Here is a 17,192-nt window from a genome sequence, read left to right on the forward strand (position 1 = left end):
CAGACAGCACCGCCGAGGTGCCGTGGCGGACGGGGACTGTCGGGGCCCGTGCCGGTCGGCCGGGCCGCAGTCAGGGCGCCTGCGGCAGTATTCGTTCCACCACATCCCGGGGGAGCAGCCCCGCGGGTGCGAAGCGACGGGCCGCCTCCACGAACTGCGGTGCGGTGGCACCGAGGTGCTCGACTATCTCCCGCGCGGCATCCTCCCGTCCGGCTAGGGCCGCGACGACCGCCCGCCAAAGCGCCTGGTCGGGCTCGAGTTCGGGGTCCTGTGGGCGCAGTTCCTCCAGTTGTCGGTCGGCCGTGTCCGGATCCCCGTTCAGCGCTAGCTGGAAGGCGGCGACTACCCGCTGATAGCGCTCCCACTTGGTGGTCAGGCGGTCGAGCTCGGTGACCGGGTCGGTGGAGTCGTCGACGCGCAGGTCCACCACCCGGTCGTGCCAGGGTCGCCCCGTGGTGTGGGCGCGAACCACCATGACCGCGGCCGACCGACGCCCCCGGAAGTCGCCCCCGGCGTCCTCCGCGGCGTGCAAGGCGCGCAGCAGCCGCTGGGTGAGTGGTTCCGGGTGCGACTCGAAAGACTTCCGCATGGCCTCCCACACGTCGGGCGAGACGACCATGTTCGCCAGAGCGGCGCATTCCTCGCCCACAAGGTGGCCAGCCTCAGCGACGCAGCCATCGCCGGTGTAGACGGCCATTTCTCCTGTCACCGCCAGGATGGCGACCTGCCGCCGCTCCGGATGCGGATCGACGCTGCGCAGGGCGGTCAACGACTCCTCGGCGGTGAACCCACTGCGCAGCAGGTCGAGGCCGACGTCGCCGTACATGGGCTCGGCCATCGACTGGGTGGCGATCACACCGTGACCGGGCATGGCGAACGGCACGCTGTTGCCGACGGCGAACGCCTGTGATTGGGTGGCGACGCCCATTTCGCCGGTGTCGGCGTCGCGGCCGATGATTGAGTACGTCACCCGTGTGCACTACCCGGTCCAAGGTGGATTAAACCGCTCCCGGGCCGGCGGTGCTCAAGCCCGCCGGCGTGCGCCTAGGGGGCGCGATCTTCGGCCTTCCTCTTGGTGCTCAACCTGAGGGCGGATGGCGGTTCTCCAGCTCGGCAAGAGCGCGGAATGTCGTTGCGCGGGAACGCAACTGCACGATTTCCTAACCCGAACGGGCTATGATCTGGCGTGGGTCCGCGTGATCGAAGCGCCCGCCAGAGGGGCAAGAGGGGTGCGGCGTGCCACTCCCCGGGCCGACGATTGGCCACCACAGGACCGGACGGACAGCATCACGAAAAAGGGCCGAACGACGCAACGGGCCCAACCGGTCTCCCGGTCGGGCCCGTCGGGGCAACGTCTGGACGTCTACTGGTTGGCTTCCTGGCGCTTCTCGGCGGCTTTGGCGCCGGCGCGGGCCGACTCGGCCTCGGCCTCCTTCTTGGCGACTTCCTGCTGCGCGTCTGCCTTGTCCTGCTGGGCCTTGCCTTCGCGAACCATGTCGTCGCGGCCGGTGACGGTGCCGATGGTTTCCTTGGCCTTGCCCTTCACGTCCTCGACGACGCCCTTGATGCCTTCTTCGGGACCACTGTTCTTCTCAGTCATGGCTGCCTTCCGCTGGATGGATGAGTTGGGGCGGGAGCGCCCCGTCATTGAGCCACCCCCTGGCTTCCCGAAGCCCTCTGGCGCTAAACGAGTGACCGGCGTCTCACGGGACCCTCTCAGCGGCATCTCAGCAACCGCTCTCGCCGGCATGTCAGCAGAGCGTTCTCAGCGCATTCCAGCGAACCGCTCTCAGCGGCAACGGGTTTGCCGGTGACGGCGTCGCGCCACAACCGTAAAAACCCCGCACGACAAAGGGGTTTGGCCTGCACGGACCGCGGGGTATGGAAGCGGCACCATGAGAAGCTCCCCACCGCAGGCCTTACTGCATCATCGGCGCCAGTATCAGGAAGGCGCCGACATAGATCGCCACGCACGTCAGGATCAGAACCGCCAGGGCGATGCCGGCTGCCACCAGGATCCGGCGCAGCGGGTTGGTGTGCTGATTCATGTTTTCGGGCTACCCGGGACGGGGAGGCTGGTAACGGCCCCGCGGTGCGCCCATGAATAACGGCGACGCAGCCTGGGGTAATCTCGCTGGCAAGTTTCTGGGAGGTCAGATGGCCGATGTTGCGAGCCACATCAATGGACAGGGTCGCGGCGCGCAGTCGGTAGAGCTGCGTGTGAACGCCACCCTGGAAAACCTGGCGGTGCTGCGCACGTTGGTGGCCGCCATCGGCACCTTCGAGGACCTCGATTTCGACGCCGTCGCCGACCTTCGGCTCGCTGTCGACGAGGCCTGTACCCGGCTGATCCGGTCGGCCCTGCCCAACTCGACGTTGTTGGTCGTGGTCGATCCTCAGCCCGATGCACTGGTCGTGCACGCATCGACGACCTGCGACAACACGGACATCCTCGCGCCGGGCAGCTTCAGCTGGCATGTGCTGAGCTCGCTGACCGACGAGGTCACGACGTTCTCCGACGGCCAGCCCTCCGGTGACAGCGAGGTATTCGGCATCTCCATGACGACGAGGCGAGCGAGTTCGTTGCAGTGACCCGGTCGTCGTCCCAGGGTTCGTCGTCACGGTCGAGCTCTGAATACGCGGACGTTGCCGAGATGTTCCGCGCGCTCGCCGAGCTCGAAGAGGGCTCGAAAACGTTCCAACGGCAGCGTGACCGCATCGTCGAGCGCTGCCTTCCGCTGGCCGACCACATCGCGCGCCGGTTCGACGGCCGCGGCGAGCCGCGTGACGATCTCGTCCAGGTGGCCCGTGTCGGGCTGGTCAACGCCGTGATCCGGTTCGACGTCAATGCCGGCTCCGATTTCGTGTCGTTCGCGGTGCCGACCATCATGGGCGAGGTCCGCCGCCATTTCCGTGACAACAGCTGGTCGGTGAAGGTGCCGCGGCGGCTCAAGGAGCTGCATCTGCGGCTGGGCGCCGCGACGGCTGAGCTGTCGCAGCGGCTGGGCCGCGCCCCGACGGCCACCGAACTGGCCGCCGAGCTGGAGATGGACCGCGACGAGGTCATCGAGGGTCTGGTCGCGGGCAGCTCCTACAACACGCTGTCGATCGACAGCGGCGGCAGCGGCAACGAGGACGCCCCTGCGATCGCCGACACGCTCGGCGATGTGGACCTGACGCTGGACCAGATCGAGAACCGCTTGGCGCTGCGACCACTGCTGGCACAGCTGCCGGAGCGCGAGCGCACGGTGCTGGTGCTGCGGTTCTTCGAGTCGATGACGCAGACGCAGATCGCCGAGCGGGTCGGCATCTCACAGATGCACGTTTCGCGGCTGCTCGCGAAGTCGCTAGCGCGGCTCCGCGACCAGCTTGAGTGACTGTGGTGGGTCTTTTCGCACCTCAGTAAGCGCGGCGGGAACGTCCTCGCAGATCGGCAGCGCGGAATCCGGGTCGCAGATGCGCAGTACCCGGTTGACCGCGTTACCGGGCACCAGCGCCCACCGGATGTCGCCGCTGACGCACTGCACGTTGAGGGTGTGCAGCGCCGAGAATCCGGCGGTGGAGAAGAACGTCAGTTCGGACAGGTCGACGACCAGCCAGTGTGTCTTGTCGGGGTGACGCAGCGCGTAGTTGACGAATTCGTTGCCGTTGGCGGCGTCGAGTTCACCGTGTCCCGCGACGACGACGGTGGACGGTTCGGGCCAACTGATTTCGAAGAGCGCCGTATGGCAGACGAAGCTATCGCGGCCCTCATTAGGGGAGTGTTCTGGGACGTGATGCACGATGGCCTCCGATCAGGAGCACGGGTGCGGTGGTTCACGCCAAGGTGGGGCCCTAGTTCTCAAAGCCTCCACGGAGCCTGGGAGCCCCGTGTGGTGACGATGACCTTTTCAAAGGCTGGGAAATCAACCTGCTTTGAACCATACGCTCATCCGGTGATCTTGGACCCCGAATATGCCAGCTTTAAGCAAATCCTCAGCAGAACGTCGTCACTGCGTACAGACGATCACGGGCAGGGCATGAACAGTCGATGACGATCACGGGTAGGTCGTAAATAGCTGTGGCACAGAATATTTCGGTTACCGGTGTGGTGCTCGCCGCGGGCGCGGGCACACGCTTCGGGATGCCGAAGGTATTGGCCGACGGTGGCGCCTGGCTGCGGGCGAGCGTCGCCGCGCTGGCCGGCGGCGGCTGCGACGACGTGGTGGTGGTGCTGGGCGCCGCGGTCGTCGAGGTCCCCGCGCCCGCGCGCGCGGTCGTCGCCGAGGATTGGGCCGACGGATTGAGTGCCTCGGTGCGGGCCGGAGTGCGGGCCGCGGGCACGACGGATTTCGTTGTGCTGACCACCGTTGACACCCCGGATGTCGGCGCGGAGGCGGTGCGAAGGGTGCTGGTGGCGGCGCAGGAGTCGGGGTTGGCGCGGGCGCGGTACGGCGGCCGACCGGGTCATCCGGTGGCGATCGCGCGCCGGCACTGGGCCGCCCTGCTGGACACGCTGTCCGGTGACGTCGGCGCCGGACCGTTCCTGAACGGCCGCAACGACGCCGTCGCCGTCGACTGCGCCCATCTGGGCAGCGGGCGCGACATCGACACGCGCTGACACACGGTTGGGCTCAGCGTTGACCAGCGCCGGCGGCGGCGGATGTCTCAGCCCAGCATCGCCGCGGCGAACCGCGCCACGGCCTCCGCGCCGGTGCGGGCGGCGTCGTCCTGGCCGGGCCGGGCCCGCGTCGAGATCTCGCGCGTGGACGGGTCCAGGGTCACCTCGGCCAGCAGTTCGCCGGTCGTCGGCTCACACACCGCCCAGGAGTAGAGGGTCTCCGAAGACCATTGTGAAGCAAGGGTTTCCACGTAGTCAGCGCGGCGCTCGCCGAGCTCGGCGAGGGCGGGACGGTCGTCGACGCGGTCATCGGCGCGTAGCGCCCGCAGGTACCAGGCGCCGGCATTGATCTCGACGGGCTCCACCCCGACAGCTTGCCATGGGCCCGAAACGAGGCTCGGCCCCGCTGCCGTGGCAGCGGGGCCGTTCCCACCCCTCGGCTCTTCTGACTGCCTGTGTGCAGCAACCCGACGAACCCACTCTGGGGCAAACCATAACGCCACCGGGGTCACCGCAGCGTTTCTTTGGTGAAAACAAGCAAATTTCGGTGAAGACAAAAAAACCTGAAAACGGGGCGCCATCAGACGATGGCGCCCCGTTCTTCGAGTAAGTGAGACTTATTCGGCGCTCTTGAGCTCCGCGATCACGGTGCCCTGGGTGATGGCCGCGCCGGGCTCGACGGACAGCCCGGTGACCACGCCGTCCTTGTGGGCGGTGACGGGGTTCTCCATCTTCATGGCCTCCAGCACCACCACCAGGTCACCGGCCGCCACGGTCTGACCTTCCTCGACGGCGACCTTGACCACGGTGCCCTGCATCGGGGCGGTCACGGCGTCACCCGAGGCCGCGGCGCCGCCGCCACCGCCACGCTTGCGCGGCTTGGGTTTCTTACGGATCGCGCCGTGCGCCGGGGCGCCGCCGTTGCCGATCGCGAGATCGCCGGGCAGCGACACCTCGAGGCGGCGGCCACCGACCTCGACGACGACGGTCTGCCGCGGGATGGTGTCCTCTTCATCGATGGGGTCGCCGCCGGTGAAGGGTTCGACGGTGTTGTTCCACTCGGTTTCGATCCAGCGGGTGTGGACGTCGAACTTGGTGCCGTCGCCGATGAACGCGGGGTCGGACACCACGGCGCGGTGGAACGGGATGACCGTCGCCAGGCCTTCGACGGTGAACTCGTCAAGGGCGCGCCGCGAGCGGGCCAGCGCCTCCTCGCGGGTGGCGCCGCTGACGATCAGCTTGGCCAGCATCGAGTCGAACTGGCCGCCGATGACCGAGCCGCTCTCCACGCCGGAGTCCATGCGCACACCGGGGCCGGTGGGGGCGACGAACTTGGTGACCGGGCCGGGGGCGGGCAGGAAACCGCGGCCGGCGTCCTCGCCGTTGATGCGGAACTCGATGGAGTGCCCACGCGGGGTGGGGTCCTCGGTGATGTCGAGGGCCTCGCCGTTGGCGATCTTGAACTGCTGCAGCACCAGGTCGATGCCGGAGGTCTCCTCGGTGACCGGGTGCTCGACCTGCAGGCGGGTGTTGACCTCGAGGAAGGAGATCAGCCCGTCCTGGCCGACCAGGTACTCGACGGTGCCCGCGCCGTAGTAGCCGGCCTCTTTGCAGATCCGCTTGGCCGACTCGTGGATCTCTTTGCGCTGGGCGTCGGTCAGGAACGGCGCGGGGGCTTCTTCGACGAGCTTCTGGAAGCGGCGCTGCAGCGAGCAGTCGCGGGTGCCGGCGACCACGACGTTGCCGTGGGTGTCGGCGATGACCTGGGCCTCGACGTGGCGGGGCTTGTCCAGGTAGCGCTCGACGAAGCACTCGCCGCGGCCGAACGCCGCGACGGCCTCACGGACGGCCGAGTCGTAGAGCTCGGGGATCTCTTCGATGGTGCGGGCGACCTTCATGCCGCGTCCGCCGCCGCCGAAGGCGGCCTTGATGGCCACCGGCACGCCGTACTCCTTGGCGAAGGCGACGACCTCGTCGGCGTCCTTGACCGGTTCGGAGGTGCCGGGCACCAGCGGGGCGTTGGCGCGGGCGGCGATGTGGCGGGCGGTGACCTTGTCGCCGAGGTCGCGGATCGACTGCGGGCTGGGCCCGATCCAGATCAGCCCGGCATCGAGCACGGCCTGGGCGAAATCGGCGTTCTCGGACAGGAATCCGTAGCCGGGGTGGATGGCGTTGGCGCCGGACTTGGCGGCGGCGTCGAGCAGCTTCTCGAACACCAGGTAGGACTCGGCCGAGGTCTGCCCGCCCAGAGCGAACGCCTCGTCGGCCAGCCGCACGTGCGGGGCGTCGGCGTCGGGCTCGGCGTACACGGCCACGCTGGCCAGTCCGGCGTCTCTTGCTGCACGGATGACTCGGACGGCAATCTCTCCGCGGTTGGCGACAAGCACCTTGGAGATCTTCGAGCTGGCGTGACTGGCCACTGGCGCCTCCTGATGGCGTGGTTCTGTTGGCCGAAAACGGCCATCTCTAAGAAACGTCTTTAAGAATCTATCGGGCAGTTTAAGCGCCGTCGCCGTGCCCCCGCCAAGCGGTGTCGGTTACCGCCGAGTAAGGACGGCCGACCGGTGGGCGCATCGGGTCAGGGCCCTCGCTGCGCCCCTTCCCTAGGGCTGTCCTGATCGCACCGGAGGGACACACCGTGGTGGCGGACGCGGTTTCCGCCGGCGCGCTTGGCGCTGTACATCGCCACGTCGGCCTGGACGGTGAGCCAGTGCAGCGAGTCGACGATGGTGCCGGTGTCGAGGGTGCCGACCGCGACGGTGGCGGTGCCGACGCTGCCGGTCAGCTCGTAGGGCGTGGCGGCGACGGCTTCGCGGGCCTGCTCGCCGAGGGCCTCGGCCACGGGGCTGGAGATGATGTCGGCGACCAGGAACTCCTCGCCGCCGACGCGGCCGACGATCGCCGTATCCGGCAGGTGCGCACACAGTTCCCGGCCGACCGCGACGAGCGCGTCGTCGCCGGCGCTGTGCCCGAGGGTGTCGTTGAGCACTTTGAACCGGTCGAGGTCGATCATCGCGAAGGCCAGGTGGCTGCCGATGCGTTTGCCGTCGAGGACGGCCGCGACGACGGTGCGTTCGAACGAGCGACGGTTGAGCAGCCCGGTCAGCGGATCACGGTCGGACTGGATCAGGTCGAGGCCCAGCGCGTGCACCATGATCTGGATCGCCAGCGGGACACCGGCGTTGAGTTCGAGGACGAGGAAAAACATCGTCAGCGCCAGCACCGCTTCGCCGTCGGCGACCAGATGCATCACGTGCATCGACGCCACGCTGAGCGCGACGAACAGATTGACGGCCACCAGCTGGGCCGAGTGGAAGAAGGCCAGATAGCCGCCGGACACCGCGAGCGCCGCACACGCCATCAAGCCGATCTCAGGCTGGGCGGCGGTCCAGCTGCCGAGCCCGACGCACGCACAGAGGAACAGCGCGAAACCGATGGACTGGCCGCGGGTGGGCCAGCGGGTGAGCCAGAGCGCCGCGTAGCCGAGTCCGACCACGCCCGCGACCGCGCCGAGGGTGATCAGGAAGGCGCGGTTGGTTGGCGGCGGACCCCAGATCGCGTTGAGCGGAACGAGCGCGCCGGAGCCGGCGACGATCGCCATCAGGGTCTGGGCCGGGCGGGTGAAGCCGCGGGCATGCATGTAGCTCGACAGCCAGTCGTATTGATCCGGCTGCTGCCACCAGCGTCTGATCGCCCCCACGAAACCCCCCGCTCGGATCCCACAACCGCTCACCCCGGTCCGTGGTCCAGACGGTGTGAGCGGTTTGCTAGAGCCTAGCGGGCGCCAAAACGGATAGTGAACAGAAGATCAAATCTGCTTGCGTGTCGAACGACTGGCGGGTCAGTTCACCAGTTGCCCATGCCGGGGCCCGGCTTCCAGTTCGGGTTGAACGGCCGGGCGCGGGTGCCGCCCATCCGGTCGGGGACGGCCTTCATGGACTCTTTGATCTCACCCTGGGCCAGCATGCCGCCGTCGGGGCCGCGGACTTCACCGAAAGTGGCGTCGCCGGAGACGGATCCGGCTTGACGGCTGGTGACGGTGCGGTCGACGCCGATCTCCTTGGCCGACGCGGTGGCGTTGGAGAGCGCGACAAGCGCGGCCGGTGCGGCGAACACCGCCGTCCACGCCGCAATCTTGCGCGCGCGGTCGCGCCCCCTGGTGGTCTTCGCCATTCCTTGAACCCTCCCTGCGCATTCCCGGGGGGAATGCTGTTGTCGCGCCCGGTCACTGAGCTATCGCGCGGGCGGGAGGGGAGTGTTACTTCAAGCGATTCTTGATGCGGGCCAGCATCGCCGACATGCCGCGCAGCCGCAGCGGGCTGATCAGCTTGGCCAGGCCGAGGTCGCTGTAGAAGTCGTCGGGCACGGCCAGGATGTCGTCGGCGGACTGCCCGTCCAGGCCGGCGGCCAGGATCGCGGCGAACCCGCGGGTGGTGGGGGCCTCGGCGGGCGCGCTAAAGAACAGTCGCACGTTGTCGCGGTCGGCGGCGTCGACGTGCAGGAACAGCGGTGACTGGCATTCGGGCACCGGTTCCATCGCGGCCTCTTCGAGTTCGTCGGGAAGCGGCGGCAATTCACCGGCGAACTCCAGCAGCAGGGCCAACTTGTCTTGTCCCTCAACCTCTTTGAAGTCGGAGACCACCTCGGCCAGTGCGGGGGGCATACTCATCGGTTCATCGTTTCTCGCTAGGTCGCTTACGGCGCCTGGCCGGGCTCGTCACCCACGGCCACAGGCACCCGCACCGCGTTGCCCCACTCGGTCCAGGAGCCGTCGTAGTTGCGCACGCCGGGCAGCCCGAGCAGATGGGTCAGCACGAACCAGGTGTGGCTGGAGCGTTCGCCGATGCGGCAGTACACCACCGTCTTGTTCTCGGGATCGAGGAAGTCGGCGTAGAGCTCTTCGAGTTCGGCACGGCTGCGGAACTTGCCGTTGTCGAGTGCGGCCTTGGCCCACGGGATCGACACCGCGGTCGGGATGTGGCCGCCGCGCAGCGCGCCCTCTTCGGGGTAGTCGGGCATGTGGGTGCGTTCGCCGGTGTACTCCTGCGGGGAGCGCACGTCGATCAGCGGCTGCTCGCCCAGGACGGTCAGCACGTCCTCCTTGAAGGCGCGGATCGGGGCGTCATTGCGCTCGACGACGGGGTAGCCGGTGGTCTGTTTGGTCGGCACGTCGAGGGTGGTGTCGCGGCCGTCGGAGATCCACAGGTTGCGGCCGCCGTCGAGCAGGCGGACGTCGGGGTGGCCGAACAGCGTGAACACCCACAGCGCGTAGGCGGCCCACCAGTTGCTCTTGTCGCCGTAGATGACGACGGTGTCGTCGCGGGAGATGCCTTTGCGGTCCATCAGCTCGGCGAACTGCTCGCCGGTGATGTAGTCGCGCACGTGCGGGTCGTTGAGGTCGGTGTGCCAGTCGATCTTCACCGCACCGGGGATGTGGCCGGTGTCGTAGAGCAGCACGTCCTCGTCGGACTCGACGATGGCCAACCCGGGCCGGCCGAGGTTGCCCGACAGCCAGTCGGCGGTGACGAGCCGTTCCGGGTGGGCGTAGGACTGCAGAGCAGGACTGGGATCAGCGGGTAGCGGCACGTCTTCGAGCCTACCGGGGAGGTGGGGCGTGGTTTTGGGCGACGGCGTGTCCAGTTTTCGAAGCTGAGGACGAGATTGCAGCCATGGTCGCTGGGGATCGGGAGCCGCAGCGAAGTTCACGCGTCCTTCAGTCGGGCCAGAAGCCTGGACTCCGAGCGCAGCACTTGGTGAAGTGCCCTCGCGACCCGGGCTTTATGCGCCTGCCGGTTCGCGGAGTCATCAGGATGTTGAGCGGGGCGCTGATCCATGCCCATGGCCACAAGGGTATGGGCTCACGGGCCGATGCTGCTCGTCTCGGTCAGTGCCGGCGCGTCCTGCAGCGCGTCGGGGCGCATGGCGTAGCTGATGACGCTGAGCGTGCACAGGATCAGCGCGGCGACGACGGCGATCTTGGTGCGCAGTTCGGCGTGGTAGAGGCCGTGCCGCATGTCCTCGCGGGCCTGCCGCCACGCGGCGACACCGGCGTGGCGAAGCGGGTTCTCGACCAGGTGATGCAGCGCCAGCGCCAAGCCGAACGCCAGCGTCAGCACGCTGACATAGAAGTACGCGTCGGGTTCCATCATCGCGGCCAGCAGCACGATCACCGGCCAGTGCGTCAGATACAGCGCATAGGACACGTCGCCGACGTAGGTGATGGCCCGGTTGCGCAGGAAACCCTGCAGCGCGGGCTCGTGCCCCACCCCGGCCGCGATCACCAGCGCGGTGCCGGCCACCGGCAGCAGCGCCCACGGCGCGGGGAACCCGGCCGACCCGTCGATGACGACCATGCTCGCGCCGACCAGCGCGACGCCGGTCCAGGACAGCAGCGGGCGGACCGGGTCGGGCAAGCGGGACAACGCACCGGCCGCGGTGGCCAGCAGCGCGCCGACGCCGAGCTCCCAGGCGCGGGCCGCGGTGTCGAGGTACGCCGCGGCCGGCGACGCCGAGGTGGCGTACACCGCCCAGACGAACGACGCGAGGACGAGCAGGCCGGTGGCCGCGGCGATCCGCGCCAGCCTGCGGTTGTGGCTCCAGGCGCCGCGCATGGCCACCACGGTGATCCCGACGATCACGAGCGGCCAGACCAGCAGGAACTGCTCCTCGATCGACAGCGGCCAGTAGTGCAACAGCGGTGATGCGGTGTCGGTCGCCGCCAGCACGTCGGTGCCGATGAAATGCCAGTTGGCGGCGAAGAAGAACGCGAACAGCGCGTCGATGCCGGTGGTGCGCAGCGCCGGCGGCGGCAGCACGTACACGACGGCGACGAGGGTCGCGACGAGCACGACGGTGGCGGCCGGGACGATGCGGCGCAGGCGGTCCCAGTAGTAGCTGCGCAGCGAGGGTGCGCCGCCGTCGGCGGCCATTCGCAGCAAACTCTCAGTGACGAAGAAGCCGGTGATGACGAAGAAGACGTCGATACCGACGAAGCCGCCGCTGGGCGCGCCCCACAGATGATGCGCGAACACGGCCAGGACCGCGACGGCGCGCAATCCTTGAACGTCCAGTCGATGGTTTGCTCGTTTCGCACGGCGGCGTCGCCGAATTTCCGATTGACGCCATTGATCGAGCCTTGTCACCATGTTCGCCCCCCGGCAAGCCATCGACAGTTCTTCGCCATCATTCCGGTTCCGGGAGTTTTGGCAACTCGAGGTGTTCCGCGTCACGGCCGGGAAATGCGCGCGCAACGCCTGAGAGACAACTGTCGGCGGCTGCGTGCTTCCTGGGGAGATCCTGCCGGTGTGCTTGAGGTCGGGCCGCTGGCGTGCCTCCGGCCTTAGCCTGATCAGGCAGTCTCCACGAGACTCCCAGCAAAGGGGCGTCGGATCTCTTGGGGCGAAAGACGATTGGCAGCAAGGGACCGTGATGAACAGAGTGATCGTGGCGACAACCATGACGATGTGTGCCGTTGCGGCGGGCGCCGTCGCGGGTGCCGGGCCGGCGTCAGCGCACGCCGACGACGCGCAGATCCAGTACAAGGAGCCCAACGCGGCGTGGGTGATGCCGGACCTGAAGGATGAGGTGCTTTACCGCGCCGAACAGGACGTTGAGGGCGTCGTCGACAACATGCCGTTGAAGTTCAAGACCCTGGCGCCCAATCACGAGGCCGTCTACAACCTGGAGGACTGGGTGGTGTGCGGTGAGTCGCCGAAGGCGGGCAGCGCGCTGTCGAAGGAGAAGACGAGGTCGGTGACGCTGCTGGTCGAGCGGCCCGGCGGGAAGGCCTGCGGCGCGTAACGAGGGGTTGCGCCACCGGGCTGCGGAACCGGCGTGAGCAAATCGTTACCTAACGCTTTGGGTTGAGCTTCCAGGCACCTCTAAGCTTCTCGGCATGGAGCTGAAGGGGTTCAGGAGGCAGCGGCGAAGCATGGCGGTCGCGGCGGTGGCGGCCGGGATGTTTGCGTCGGGTATCGGCATCGGTGCGCCGACCGCGGGGGCGGCGCCCACCGTGGGGGACACGTGGGAGATGGGCACCTACCGGAATGAGGTCCTGCAGCGCGCCATCGACGACGTCATCGCGAACGCGGGGGAACAGAACGTCCGCTTCAACCTGTACAACCGAGACCTGAACCAGGTGATCTACAACTACACCAACTGGGTGGTGTGCGGGCAGTCGCCGTCGGCCGGCAGCACGGTGAAGGTCGGCGAGAAGCCGCGGACGGTAACCTTCGCGTTGGCGCGGCGTTTCTCGGGCTGCTGATTCGCCGATCCTGTTCCACTGACCGGTGCACTGAGGCGGCGACCGCCCGCGCCCAATGGTCGTGCCGATGCGCGGTCGCGTATCGATTTTGTCGCGTATGTGCACTTACGGCATTGGGGTGCATGAATCCGCAGCCGTCGCCTGCGTGCACCGCGCCATGCGTCGATGGCGATCGGTGCTGCGCCCTCAACACTCCCGCTACCTCGCCCGAAGCGGTGCCGCAGACGAACCAGCAAACATTTAGCGATGGCCGGGGTCGCACTCGTGACGCGTTCCCACGTCGTCAGTCCAAAGGCCGGCTCCAGGGCGTTCGTAACGTGAAAAGGCGTTAGCAACAGCACTTTTCGGCGCATAGGCGGAACCCGTCCCCGCAGCGGTTCACGGTTGACATCGGGCTTCCCGAGTGGGATGGTTGCAGCTAACTAAATCGGGAGGAAGTGGGGGGTCATGTCCGCTGTCGCTGCAAAATTCTCAAGGGTAGGGACCAAGTTCCAGGTCGGAACCGCCGCGTGTGCGGTGGCCGCCGCGGCCGTGCTGACGCCGGCGGTGGCTGCGCAAGCCGACATCGCGCTGCCGGTGCCTGCTGCGCCGGCGATGTCGGACCTCGTGACCGCGCCGATGATCTCGTCGGTCGGTGTGGCCGAACAGGGGTCGTGGATCTGGTTCGGCCGCACCAAGGATGACGGCCCCACCTACACTTCGGTAGCGTCGTTCTCGCCGCTGGCTCTGGTGCCGGGGTTCCTCCAGCCGCTGTTCTCGTGGTTCGCCAACATCAACTTCACCGCCTGCTTCCTCGGCCTGAACGCCAGGATCGGGCCCTACGGCACGCTATCGGTCGGTTTCAGCCGAGGCTGCTGATCGCCGAGCTTCACCAATGGGGACTGTCCGCACGGGCAGTCCCTTTTGCGTTGACGCATCACGTCCACAGCTCGGCGATCGACAGGCCGGCAACCTGCAGCATGCGGCGCACCAACGGCATGCTGAGTCCGATCACGTTGGACGGGTCGCCTTCGATGCGGTCGATGAACCAGCCGCCGAGGCCGTCGAGGGTGAACCCGCCTGCCACATAAAGGGGTTCACCGCTGTCGATGTAGCGGGTCAGCTCCGCAGCGGTCGGGGTTCCGAAATGCACTGCGGTGCTGCCAGTGTCGCCCTCGGTGTGGGTGATCACGCCGGCGGCGATGCGCAGCAGCGCGTGTCCGGTCAGCAGATGCCCGGTGGTGCCGGCCATCGACGCCCACTGCGCGCGCGCCGCATCCGCCGATCCCGGCTTGCCGCGCAGGTTTCCGTCGTGGAACAGCATGGAGTCGCAGCCGATCACCACGCAGTCGGCGAGCAGATCCTCCGGTAGTGCCGCGGCCACGCTGACCGCCTTGGCTGTGGCGAGCTTGGCCACCACCGCCTCGGGTGGCATCTCCGGATCCAAGGACGCGATCAACGCGTCCTCGTCGACGTCGGAGACGATCACCTGTGGGTCGATACCGGCCTGGCGCAGGACACCGAGCCGGCCCTGGGATGCCGACGCGAGAACGACGCGCGTCATCGATCAGTCACGCTGGTCATGCGGCGATGTTATCCGGCGCGGTGCGACGGATTTCCCGCACATCAGTGGGCCGGAGGTCTTTTCGCCTGCACGGCAGATTAATTGTTGGTTGCGCGAGATTAATTCTCCGAATCCCCGGCCGCAAATAATGCGCGAAAAGCGTGGGCGGGCATCCCGTGCAGCACCTTGATCCGCAGCGTTGTCGCAGGTAGAGCGGTCAGAAAGAGTCGCGTCGGTGCCGATTTTTCGTCGCCGTCCCTTCTTTTGACGTCGCCGCAACCCTCTGCCAACATTTTTCCTACAGCCCCGACAATGGAAGGCGGGCGATATGTCTGCTGAGGCAACGCGATTTTCGACGGTCGGCACCAAGTTTCAGGTGGGCGCCGCCGCATGCGCCATTGCGGGGGCCGCGGTCCTGACGCCGGCCGTCGCCGCGCAGGCCGATATCGTCACCCTGCCCGCCCCGTCGGCTCCGATGATCTCCGAGATCATGGCCGCACAGGCGCTGGGCGCCGCGGCCGTTCCCGAGCAGTGGTGGTGGCTCCACGGCCCCGGCCCGGGTGAGGACGGCCCCACCACGTTCTTCACCTTCACGCCGTTGGCGTTGATTCCGAACTGGATCAAATCGCTCTACAGCTGGTTCACCCAGAGCCTGAACTTCTCGACGTGCATCTTCGGGATCACGCTGTCGATCGGCCCCTACGGCACCACCAAGCTCGGCTACAGCCGGGGCTGCTGACACTCTTCCCACGAAAAAGCTCCAGGCAGCGGAGAACCGCTGCCTGGAGTTTCGTGCGTCCTGGTTCGCTCATCGCCGCATGTGCATGCGCTCCAGCAGCGTGACGCGCTGCCAGCTGGTGACGTCGTAGCGCAGCTTGTCCACCGGGTGGCCCCACGGGTTGAGTTCCTGCGGGCCGGGGTCGGCTGGGGCGCCGCCACCGGCTGCGCCCAGGACGGTCACCAGTGCGGCGAGCTCTTCGAGCGTCGGCTCGCCTTTGAGCACCTGGAAGTGCGGGTCGGGCGGGGGTGGGTCGTCGATAGTCATCTCGCGCGGGTCGGAGACCTCGACGATGTCGGAGTCGTGATTCATGCGCAAAGTCCTTGTCTGGGAAGGCGTTCAGGCCGGATTACAGCGGGATGTTGCCGTGCTTCTTCGGCGGGGTCTGAACGACCTTGCGCTCCAACAGCTTCAGCGCGGTGGCGACGTAGCCGCGGGTGTGCGAGGGCGGGATGACCGCGTCGACGTAGCCGCGCTCGGCGGCGATGTACGGGTTCACCAGGGTGTCCTCGTACTCTTGCTGCAGCTGCAGGCGCAGCGCGTCGACGTCCTCGCCGTTGGCGGCGGCTTCCTTGAGCTTCTGTCGGTAGACGAACCCGACCGCGCCGGAGGCGCCCATCACCGCGATCTGGGCGGTCGGCCAGGCGACTACCACGTCGGCGCCCATGTCCTTGGAGCCCATCACGCAGTAGGCGCCACCATAGGACTTGCGGGTGATCACGGTGACCTTGGCCACAGTGGCCTCACCGTAGGCGTAGAGCAGCTTGGCGCCGCGGCGGATGATGCCGTTGTACTCCTGGTCGGTGCCGGGCAGGAAGCCGGGCACGTCGACCAGCAGCACGATCGGGATGTTGAAGCAGTCGCAGGTGCGGATGAAGCGGGCGGCCTTCTCCGAGGCGTTGATGTCCAGGCAGCCGGCGAACTGGGTGGGCTGGTTGGCCACGATGCCGACCGGGCGGCCGTCGACGCGGCCGAAGCCGACCACGATGTTGCCCGCGTAGCCGGCCTGCACCTCGAGGAACTCGTCGTCGTCGAGGATGCGGGTGATGACCTCGTGCATGTCGTAGGGCTGGTTCGGCGAGTCCGGGATCAGCGTGTCGAGCTCGAGGTCCTCGTCGGTGAGGCTCTCCTCGATCGGCGCGTCGGCCTGCGGGGACGGGTAGCGCGGCGGCTCGGCGTAGTTGTTGGGCGGCAGGTAGGACAGCAGGTCGCGGACGTAGTCCAGGGCGTCCTGCTCGCCGGAAGCGACGTAGTGCACGGTGCCCGACTTGGACATGTGGGTGTGGGCGCCGCCGAGCTCTTCCATGGTGACGTCCTCGCCGGTGACGGTCTTGATGACGTCGGGGCCGGTGATGAACATCTGGCTGGTCTGGTCGACCATGATGACGAAGTCGGTCAGGGCGGGGGAGTAGACGTGCCCGCCGGCCGCCGCGCCCATGATCAGCGAGATCTGCGGGATGACGCCGGAGGCCTTGATGTTGTTGTGGAAGATGCGGCTGTAGAGGCCCAGGGAGACCACGCCCTCCTGGATGCGGGCGCCGGCGCCGTCGTTGATGCCGATCAGCGGGCGGCCGGTCTTGATGGCCAGCTCCTGGACCTTGACGATCTTCTCGCCGTAGACCTCGCCGAGGCTGCCGCCGAACACGGTGGCGTCCTGGCTGAACACGCACACGTCGCGGCCGTCGATGGTGCCGTAGCCGGTCACCACACCGTCCCCGGTGGGACGGTTCTTCTCCAGGCCGAAGTTCTTGCTGCGGTGCTTGGCCAGCGCGTCGAGCTCGACGAACGAGCCCTCGTCGAGCAGCGCCAGGATGCGCTCACGGGCTGTCAGCTTGCCTTTGGCGTGCACCTTGTCCACGGCGGCCTCGCCGACCGGATGCAGGGCCTCCTCGGCGCGTTTACGCAGGTCAGCCAGCTTCCCGGCGGTGGTGTGGATGTCGATCTCGTGGGAGGCGGCTGGCGTCGCCGGGGATTCGCTCACGCTGGTCATAGCTCCCGATGCTAACCG

General features: G+C 67.7%; 21 protein-coding genes. 7 read left to right on the forward strand and 14 right to left on the reverse strand.

Translation table 11 applies throughout. From position 1 onward, the window contains the following. Nucleotides 1-70: 70 nt before the first annotated feature. From KXD97_RS14980 to KXD97_RS14990, 3 genes are all read right to left on the reverse strand, one after another. Complete coding sequence (locus KXD97_RS14980; RefSeq protein ID WP_260757640.1) at nucleotides 71-970, reverse strand: DUF1028 domain-containing protein; 900 nt, start codon at nucleotides 968-970, stop codon at nucleotides 71-73. 393 nt (nucleotides 971-1,363) lie between these two features. Continuing rightward, nucleotides 1,364-1,600: a CsbD family protein gene (locus tag KXD97_RS14985; RefSeq protein ID WP_260757641.1), complete on the reverse strand. Its 237-nt coding sequence runs from the start codon at nucleotides 1,598-1,600 to the stop codon at nucleotides 1,364-1,366. Nucleotides 1,601-1,919: 319 nt separating this feature from the next. Further along, nucleotides 1,920-2,048 (reverse strand): hypothetical protein, encoded by a 129-nt coding sequence (locus KXD97_RS14990; RefSeq protein ID WP_260757642.1) that lies wholly within the window; start codon nucleotides 2,046-2,048, stop codon nucleotides 1,920-1,922. Nucleotides 2,049-2,157: 109 nt separating this feature from the next. Between KXD97_RS14990 and KXD97_RS14995 the strand changes: the two genes are divergently transcribed. Continuing rightward, nucleotides 2,158-2,592, forward strand: coding sequence for an ATP-binding protein (locus tag KXD97_RS14995; protein WP_260757643.1), 435 nt, complete (start codon nucleotides 2,158-2,160; stop codon nucleotides 2,590-2,592). Between the two features lie 62 nt (nucleotides 2,593-2,654). Further along, nucleotides 2,655-3,377, forward strand: coding sequence for an RNA polymerase sigma factor SigF (locus KXD97_RS15000; RefSeq protein WP_396885267.1), 723 nt, complete (start codon nucleotides 2,655-2,657; stop codon nucleotides 3,375-3,377). Here the strand turns inward: KXD97_RS15000 and KXD97_RS15005 are convergent. Then, on the reverse strand, nucleotides 3,348-3,782 hold the full coding sequence (locus KXD97_RS15005; protein WP_260757645.1) for an STAS domain-containing protein: 435 nt from the start codon (nucleotides 3,780-3,782) through the stop codon (nucleotides 3,348-3,350). The two genes, KXD97_RS15000 and KXD97_RS15005, sit on opposite strands and share 30 nt — an antisense overlap. A gap of 278 nt (nucleotides 3,783-4,060) precedes the next feature. Here KXD97_RS15005 and KXD97_RS15010 point away from each other — a divergent pair, with 278 nt between their 5' ends. After that, a complete protein-coding gene (locus KXD97_RS15010; RefSeq protein ID WP_260757646.1) occupies nucleotides 4,061-4,600 on the forward strand; it encodes an NTP transferase domain-containing protein in 540 nt (179 codons plus the stop codon). Nucleotides 4,601-4,647: 47 nt separating this feature from the next. Here KXD97_RS15010 and KXD97_RS15015 read toward each other — a convergent pair whose 3' ends face one another. From KXD97_RS15015 to KXD97_RS15045, 7 genes are all read right to left on the reverse strand, one after another. Continuing rightward, nucleotides 4,648-4,965 carry a hypothetical protein gene (locus KXD97_RS15015; RefSeq protein WP_260757647.1) on the reverse strand — a complete coding sequence of 106 codons (318 nt, stop codon included), beginning with the start codon at nucleotides 4,963-4,965 and terminating at the stop codon, nucleotides 4,648-4,650. A 252-nt stretch (nucleotides 4,966-5,217) separates the two neighbouring features. Beyond that, the gene (locus tag KXD97_RS15020) at nucleotides 5,218-7,020 is read right to left on the reverse strand and encodes an acetyl/propionyl/methylcrotonyl-CoA carboxylase subunit alpha (protein ID WP_260757648.1); all 1,803 of its coding nucleotides are present in this window, start codon (nucleotides 7,018-7,020) and stop codon (nucleotides 5,218-5,220) included. Between the two features lie 158 nt (nucleotides 7,021-7,178). After that, the gene (locus KXD97_RS15025) at nucleotides 7,179-8,300 is read right to left on the reverse strand and encodes a GGDEF domain-containing protein (RefSeq protein ID WP_260757649.1); all 1,122 of its coding nucleotides are present in this window, start codon (nucleotides 8,298-8,300) and stop codon (nucleotides 7,179-7,181) included. Nucleotides 8,301-8,446: 146 nt separating this feature from the next. After that, nucleotides 8,447-8,773, reverse strand: coding sequence for a hypothetical protein (locus tag KXD97_RS15030; RefSeq protein ID WP_260757650.1), 327 nt, complete (start codon nucleotides 8,771-8,773; stop codon nucleotides 8,447-8,449). Between the two features lie 85 nt (nucleotides 8,774-8,858). Further along, nucleotides 8,859-9,269: a SufE family protein gene (locus tag KXD97_RS15035; RefSeq protein WP_260757651.1), complete on the reverse strand. Its 411-nt coding sequence runs from the start codon at nucleotides 9,267-9,269 to the stop codon at nucleotides 8,859-8,861. Nucleotides 9,270-9,295: 26 nt separating this feature from the next. Further along, complete coding sequence (locus KXD97_RS15040) at nucleotides 9,296-10,186, reverse strand: sulfurtransferase (protein ID WP_260757652.1); 891 nt, start codon at nucleotides 10,184-10,186, stop codon at nucleotides 9,296-9,298. Nucleotides 10,187-10,458: 272 nt separating this feature from the next. Then, on the reverse strand, nucleotides 10,459-11,655 hold the full coding sequence (locus tag KXD97_RS15045) for an acyltransferase (RefSeq protein ID WP_260757653.1): 1,197 nt from the start codon (nucleotides 11,653-11,655) through the stop codon (nucleotides 10,459-10,461). A gap of 373 nt (nucleotides 11,656-12,028) precedes the next feature. On the opposite strand from KXD97_RS15045, the gene KXD97_RS15050 reads away from it, so the two are divergent. The 3 genes from KXD97_RS15050 to KXD97_RS15060 all read left to right on the forward strand — a co-directional run bounded on the left by KXD97_RS15050 (nucleotide 12,029) and on the right by KXD97_RS15060 (nucleotide 13,721). Continuing rightward, nucleotides 12,029-12,400 (forward strand): hypothetical protein, encoded by a 372-nt coding sequence (locus KXD97_RS15050; RefSeq protein ID WP_260757654.1) that lies wholly within the window; start codon nucleotides 12,029-12,031, stop codon nucleotides 12,398-12,400. 94 nt (nucleotides 12,401-12,494) lie between these two features. After that, nucleotides 12,495-12,863, forward strand: coding sequence for a hypothetical protein (locus KXD97_RS15055; protein ID WP_260757655.1), 369 nt, complete (start codon nucleotides 12,495-12,497; stop codon nucleotides 12,861-12,863). A gap of 516 nt (nucleotides 12,864-13,379) precedes the next feature. Beyond that, nucleotides 13,380-13,721, forward strand: coding sequence for a hypothetical protein (locus tag KXD97_RS15060; protein ID WP_260757656.1), 342 nt, complete (start codon nucleotides 13,380-13,382; stop codon nucleotides 13,719-13,721). A gap of 58 nt (nucleotides 13,722-13,779) precedes the next feature. On the opposite strand, the gene KXD97_RS15065 is transcribed toward KXD97_RS15060, so the two are convergent. Then, a complete protein-coding gene (locus KXD97_RS15065) occupies nucleotides 13,780-14,406 on the reverse strand; it encodes a nucleoside triphosphate pyrophosphatase (protein ID WP_260757657.1) in 627 nt (208 codons plus the stop codon). Nucleotides 14,407-14,734: 328 nt separating this feature from the next. On the opposite strand from KXD97_RS15065, the gene KXD97_RS15070 reads away from it, so the two are divergent. After that, nucleotides 14,735-15,145 (forward strand): hypothetical protein, encoded by a 411-nt coding sequence (locus KXD97_RS15070; RefSeq protein ID WP_260757658.1) that lies wholly within the window; start codon nucleotides 14,735-14,737, stop codon nucleotides 15,143-15,145. 69 nt (nucleotides 15,146-15,214) lie between these two features. On the opposite strand, the gene KXD97_RS15075 is transcribed toward KXD97_RS15070, so the two are convergent. Further along, entirely contained in the window at nucleotides 15,215-15,496 is a 282-nt protein-coding gene (locus KXD97_RS15075; protein ID WP_260757659.1) for an acyl-CoA carboxylase subunit epsilon, read from the reverse strand. Between the two features lie 37 nt (nucleotides 15,497-15,533). After that, complete coding sequence (locus KXD97_RS15080) at nucleotides 15,534-17,174, reverse strand: acyl-CoA carboxylase subunit beta (protein WP_260757660.1); 1,641 nt, start codon at nucleotides 17,172-17,174, stop codon at nucleotides 15,534-15,536. Between the last annotated feature and the right edge of the window lie 18 nt (nucleotides 17,175-17,192).

Origin of the sequence: Mycobacterium sp. SMC-8, from assembly GCF_025263565.1 — a bacterium.
GTDB lineage: Bacteria > Actinomycetota > Actinomycetes > Mycobacteriales > Mycobacteriaceae > Mycobacterium.